Below are 5,744 nucleotides of genomic sequence, written 5' to 3'. Positions count from 1 at the left end.
ATCGACGAGCTCAGCGCGCTCGACCGGCGCATCGCCGAACGGGCCCGCCGCACGCTCTGAGGTGCGGGGGCGCGTCTCAGTCGACGAGGTCGTGGCGCACGACGATCTCGTCGCGGGCCGGGCCCACGCCGATCGCCGAGATGCGGGCGCCCGAGATGGCCTCCAGGGCGAGCACGTAGTCCTGCGCGTTCTTCGGCAGGTCTTCGAAGGTGCGCGCGCCGCTGATGTCCTCGGTCCAGCCGGGGAACTCCTCGTAGATCGGCACGGCGTGGTGGAAGTCGCTCTGGGAGGAGGGGACCTCGTCGTGGCGCACGCCGTCGACGTCGTAGGCGACGCACACCGGGATGCGCTCGATGCCCGTGAGGGTGTCGAGCTTGGTGAGCACGAAGTCGGTGACGCCGTTGATGCGCGCCGTGTAGCGGGCGACGGGGGCGTCGTACCAGCCGGTGCGGCGCGGGCGGCCGGTGGTGGTGCCGAACTCGAAGCCGCGCTCGCGCAGGAACTCACCCCACTCGTCGAACAGCTCGGTCGGGAACGGGCCGGCGCCGACGCGCGTGGTGTAGGCCTTAACGATGCCGATCACGCGGTCGATGCGGTTGGGGCCGATTCCCGAGCCGGTGGCCGCGCCTCCCGCCGTCGAGTTGGAGGACGTGACGAACGGGTAGGTGCCGTGGTCGACGTCGAGCATGGTGGCCTGGCCGCCCTCGAACAGCACGTACTTGCCGTCTTCGAGCGCCTCGTTCAGCAGCAGCGACGAGTCGACCACCATCGGCCGCAGCCGCTCGGCGTAGCCGAGGAGGTCTTCGACGACCTCGTCGACGCCGATCGCGCGGCGGTTGTACACCTTGACCAGCAGGTGGTTCTTCTGGTCGAGAGCGCCCTCCACCTTCTGCCGGAGGATGTTCTCGTCGAACAGGTCTTGGATGCGGATGCCGACGCGGTTGATCTTGTCGGCGTAGGTCGGGCCGATGCCGCGGCCGGTGGTGCCGATCTGGCGCTTGCCGAGGAAGCGCTCGGTGACTTTGTCGATGGTCCGGTGGTACTGCGTGATCACGTGGGCGTTGGAGCTGACCCTGAGGCGAGACACGTCGACGCCGCGGGCGATCAGCCCGTCGAGCTCCTGGAAAAGGACCTCCAGGTCGACGACGACACCGTTGGCGATCACCGGCGTGACACCCTCGGTCAGGATGCCGGACGGGAGCAGGTGCAGCGCGTACTTCTCGTCGCCGACGACCACCGTGTGACCGGCGTTGTTGCCGCCGTTGAACTTGACGACGTAGTCGATGCGGCTGCCGAGCAGGTCGGTCGCTTTGCCTTTGCCTTCGTCGCCCCACTGGGCGCCGATGATCACGATCGCGGGCACGTTTCGGTCCTCTCGATGGGCGGGAGCGCGTCGGCGCCTCGCGGACGACCGTCGCACTCGATCCTATCGCGACCTGTTTGCGGCGATCGGAAGGCCCCTCGATGGAGGAAACCGGCATTGTCGGGAAGCTGAGCGAAGTTCTACATTGGCCCCGATGTCGTCCCTTCTGTACATGCTGGGCCGTGCCGCCTACCGGGCGCGGAGATGGGTGCTCGCCGGCTGGCTGGTGGCCCTCGTCCTCCTGCTGGCCGGGGCCGGGTTGCTCAGCAACGGCACCGACAACACCTTCAGCATCCCCGGCACCGAGTCGCAGGAGGCGCAGGACGCGCTCGCCCGTACCTTCCCGGAGGTCAGCGGCACTTCGGCGCAGCTCGTCGCGGTCGCGCCGAAGGGCTCTGACGTGCGCGATCCCGCGTTCCAGTCGGCGGTCGAGTCGTCCGCGGCCGCGATCGCGAAGATTCCGCAGGTCACCTCCGCATCCTCCCCGTACAGCGGGCCGTCGACCGGGAACATCGCCGCCGACGGGTCCGCCGTCATCGTGCCCATCCAGCTCTCGGTCACGCAGACCGCAGTGCTGCCGTCCACCTCCGACGCCCTGCAGAAGGCCGGCCGCGACCTGCAGGCCGCCCTGCCGAAAGGTTCGGAGGTGGCGGTCGGCGGCCAGCTGTTCTCGCAGACGGTCGCGGGCATCAGCGTCACCGAACTGCTCGGCATCGCCGTCGCGTTCGCGGTGCTGATCGCGACGTTCGCCTCCGTGATCGCCGCCACCCTGCCGCTGATCACCGCCCTGCTCGGCGCCGGGCTCTCGCTGGCCCTGATCTTCGCGGCGACGCACTGGCTCACGATCGCCTCCACGACCCCGCTGCTGGCTCTCATGCTCGGGCTCGCGGTCGGGATCGACTACGCGCTGTTCATCATCTCCCGCCACCAGGAGCAGCTGAAACGCGGGATGGAGCCGGAGGAGTCCGCCGCCCGCGCGGTCGCGACGGCCGGGTCGGCCGTGGTGTTCGCGGCCGTCACGGTCATCATCGCGCTGGTCGGGCTGAGCGTCGCGGGGATCCCGTTCCTCACGACCATGGGTGTCGCCGCTGCCCTCGCGGTGACGATCGCCGTGCTCATCTCGATGACGCTGACGCCGGCGCTGCTCGGTTTCGCGGGGACGCGGGTGGTGGCGAAACGGTATCGGAAGGGGGCGGCGACACCTCCTCGGCGCCCGCGTCGCACCCCCAAGCCCGCGCGCCCCCGCCGCGAGCATCCCGTCGCCACCACCTGGGTGCACGCGGTCACCCGCATCCCGATCCTCACTGTCGTGCTGGTCGTCGCGCTGCTCGGGCTGGTCGCGCTGCCGGCTGCCTCGCTCCGGCTCGCGCTGCCGGACGCGGGCTCACTCGACGAGCACGAGCCCGCCCGCATCGCCTACGATCTCGTCGCCGAGCACTTCGGCCCCGGATACAACGGCCCGCTGATCGCCACCGGCTCGGTGATCGGCAGCACCGACCCGGTCGGTCTGATGGACGACCTCGCCGCCGAGCTGAAGACCGTCCCCGGCGTCGCGGCCGTGCCGCTGTCGACGCCGAACGAGTCCGGCGACACCGGCATCGCCCAGGTCGTGCCGACCGGCGCCCCGGACTCGCCCGAGACCCAGGAGCTCGTCGCGAAGCTCCGCTCGATGCACGGCCACTTCGAGCGCGAGTACGGGATCGACCTGTCGATCACCGGGTACACCGCCGCCGGCATCGACATCTCCTCCCGGCTCGGAGGCGCGCTGCTGCCGTTCGCGCTGCTGGTCGTCGGGCTGTCGCTGGTTCTGCTGGCCATCGTCTTCCGGTCGATCGTGGTGCCGGTCACGGCTGCACTCGGCTACCTGCTCAGCATCGGCGCGGCCTTCGGCGTCACCAGCCTGGTGTTCATGAGCGGCTGGTTGGCCGGGCCGCTCGGCGTCGCGCACATCGGGTCGATCATCAGTTTCATGCCGATCATCGTGATGGGCGTGCTGTTCGGGCTGGCCATGGACTACGAGGTGTTCCTCGCCAGCCGCATGCGCGAGGAGCACCTGCTCGGCGAGGACACGAAGGGCTCCGTGCACAAGGGGTTCGAGGGGTCGGCCAAGGTGGTCACGGCCGCCGCGATCATCATGTTCGCGGTGTTCGCCGCCTTCATCCCCGGCGGGGACGCGCAGATCCAGCCGATCGCGCTCGGCCTCGCGGTGGGCGTCGCGGTCGACGCGTTCGTGGTGCGGATGACCCTGATACCCGCCGTGCTCGTGCTCTTCGGGAGGGCGACCTGGTGGATGCCGCGGTCGTGGGATCGCGCCCTCCCCGTGCTCGACATCGAAGGCGAGGGCGTGCAGGCAGAACTCGACGCGGCCGACTGGCCGCAACCCGGCGCCGCCTACGCCATCGCCGCCGAGGGCGCCCGAGCCGGAGGGTCGGGGACGTTCGATGCGCTGGTGCCGCGCGGCGGCGCCATCGTGCTGACCGGGCCGGGGCACACCGCGCTGGCGTCGGCGATCGCCGGGCGCGCGCCGCTGGAGGGCGGGCGTCTGAAGGTGGACGGCCTCCTGCTGCCCGTTCGGCGATCGTCGGTGCGCTCGCGCGCGGCGATCGCCCGCCTGGACCGCACGAGCGACGCGGTCGCTGCCGTGAGGGACGCGACAGCCGACCGCCCGGTGGTCCTGGTCGTGGACGGCGCAGAGGCGGTGACCGGCGCCGAGCGGCAGGTGCTCGCCGAGCAGCTCGCCCGGGTCACGGCCCGCGGCACGGCACTCGTGCTCGCTGCGACCTCCCCCGAGGCGGTCGCCGACCTCCTGCCGGCGAACGCCAACCCGCCCATCGCCGTCGCCGCGCCCGACATCATCGCTGCTTCGGAGTCCGACCCTCCCGACTCCGACCCCTCCACCCCTCGCCCGCGACGGGAGCCCATCCCATGACAGACCGCAACGACGACCCGGCGCCCTTCGACGCCCGAGCCGGCTCGGAACGCACCCGCGTCCTCACGCTCATCGGACTCGCCCTCGCACCGCTGCTCGTGGTCGGCGTACTGGGCTGGGGCCTCTTCTCGCCCGCCCTGCACCTCGACCGGGTGACCGCCGCTGTGGTCAACAACGACACCCCGGTCACCGTCAACGGCAAGACGGTCCCGCTCGGGAGGCAGTTCGCCGGTTCACTGATCGCCGGAGGTTCGACCGTCTCGGCGGCCGGCTCCGGCTCTCCGACGGAGGCCCCTCCGAGCGACGACCCGACGAACTTCACGTGGGTGCTCACGAACGACGCGGACGCCGCCGCCGGACTCGCGAGCGGACAGTATGCGGCGGTGCTCACCATCCCGTCGTCGTTCTCCGCCGACGCGACCTCCATCGGCGGCCCTGCGGCGAGCGCCCAGCAGGCGACCGTGACGGTGAAGACCAGCCCGGCCGCATCCCTCGTCGACCCGGCGCTCGCGGCGGCGGTGAGCCAGGCAGCGACGGCAGCCCTCGACCGGCAGCTGACCGCGCAGTACCTGCAGAACGTCTACGCCGGCTTCAACACGATCGACCAGCAGATCGGCTCGGCCGCGTCGGGTGCGGCGTCGCTGTTGGCCGGCGCGGCGTCGCTCGCGCAGGGCACGCAGTCCCTCGCGAGTGGGGCGGCGACGCTCGCCTCCGGCACGCAGTCGCTCGATGCCGGCGCGCAGTCGCTCGCGTCGGGTCTCGGCACGCTGAGCGACAAGTCGCAGCCCCTCCCGGGCCAGACCCAGCAGCTCGCGCAGGGGTCCGCCGCGCTCGCGGGCGCGGCCGATCAGGCCTCCGCGGGAGTGGGGTCGGCCACGAACCAGTTCGCGCAGGTCGTCGCGCAGCTCTGCGCGACCGGTCCGGCCGTGCTCTGCACGCGCGCTCAGGCGGCGCTCGCAACTCTGCAGAACGCGAACAGTGGGATCTCGGCCTTCGCCACCGGCTCGGACGCGGTCGCCTCCGGCAACGCCGCGCTTGCCGCGGCGATGCCCGCGCTGGTCGACGGCATCGACGCCTCGGCTTCTGGAGCTGATCAGGTCGCGGCCGGCGCCACGCAGACCGCCTCCGGCGCGGCGTCGCTCAGCGCGGGAGCGGCCTCCGCTGCCACCGGCGCGGCGCAGACCGCGGACGGCGCCGCCCAGCTGTCGTCGGGCCTCGCGCAGGCGACGCAGTCGATCCCGACCTACAGCGACAGCGACATGACGACGCTCTCGGCCGTGGCCGTCCAGCCGGTGCGGGCAGTGCAGAAGGCCCCTCCCGCCGGACTCGCCACCCTCCCGCTCTTCGCCGTGCTCGCGCTGTGGCTCGGTGCGATGGCGACCACGCTCGCGCGTCGCGCCGTGCCCTCCCGGCTGCTGCTGTCGACGGTCCCCTCCGCGCTCATCGCCCTCG

3 protein-coding genes are annotated in these 5,744 nt (G+C 71.8%); 2 read left to right on the top strand and 1 reads right to left on the bottom strand.

Annotation, left to right across the window (positions count from 1 at the left end; all coding sequences use genetic code 11):
• Window positions 1-76 precede the first annotated feature (76 nt).
• Window positions 77-1,363: an adenylosuccinate synthase gene (locus AC0HS0_RS09090; RefSeq protein ID WP_472963352.1), complete on the bottom strand. Its 1,287-nt coding sequence runs from the start codon at window positions 1,361-1,363 to the stop codon at window positions 77-79.
• 154 nt (window positions 1,364-1,517) lie between these two features.
• Between AC0HS0_RS09090 and AC0HS0_RS09085 the strand changes: the two genes are divergently transcribed.
• Window positions 1,518-4,292, top strand: a complete 2,775-nt coding sequence (locus AC0HS0_RS09085; RefSeq protein ID WP_472963350.1) for an MMPL family transporter — start codon at window positions 1,518-1,520, stop codon at window positions 4,290-4,292.
• Window positions 4,289-5,744, top strand: a 1,456-nt coding sequence (locus tag AC0HS0_RS09080) for a YhgE/Pip domain-containing protein (protein ID WP_472963348.1), incomplete at its 3' end; no start/stop codon positions are given. The genes AC0HS0_RS09085 and AC0HS0_RS09080, both read left to right, overlap by 4 nt.

Source organism: Leifsonia sp. PARNA 1/14 (assembly GCF_055720965.1).
The sequence above is the reverse complement of the archived record's forward strand: the minus strand, read 5'-3'. Positions and strand labels throughout refer to the sequence as shown.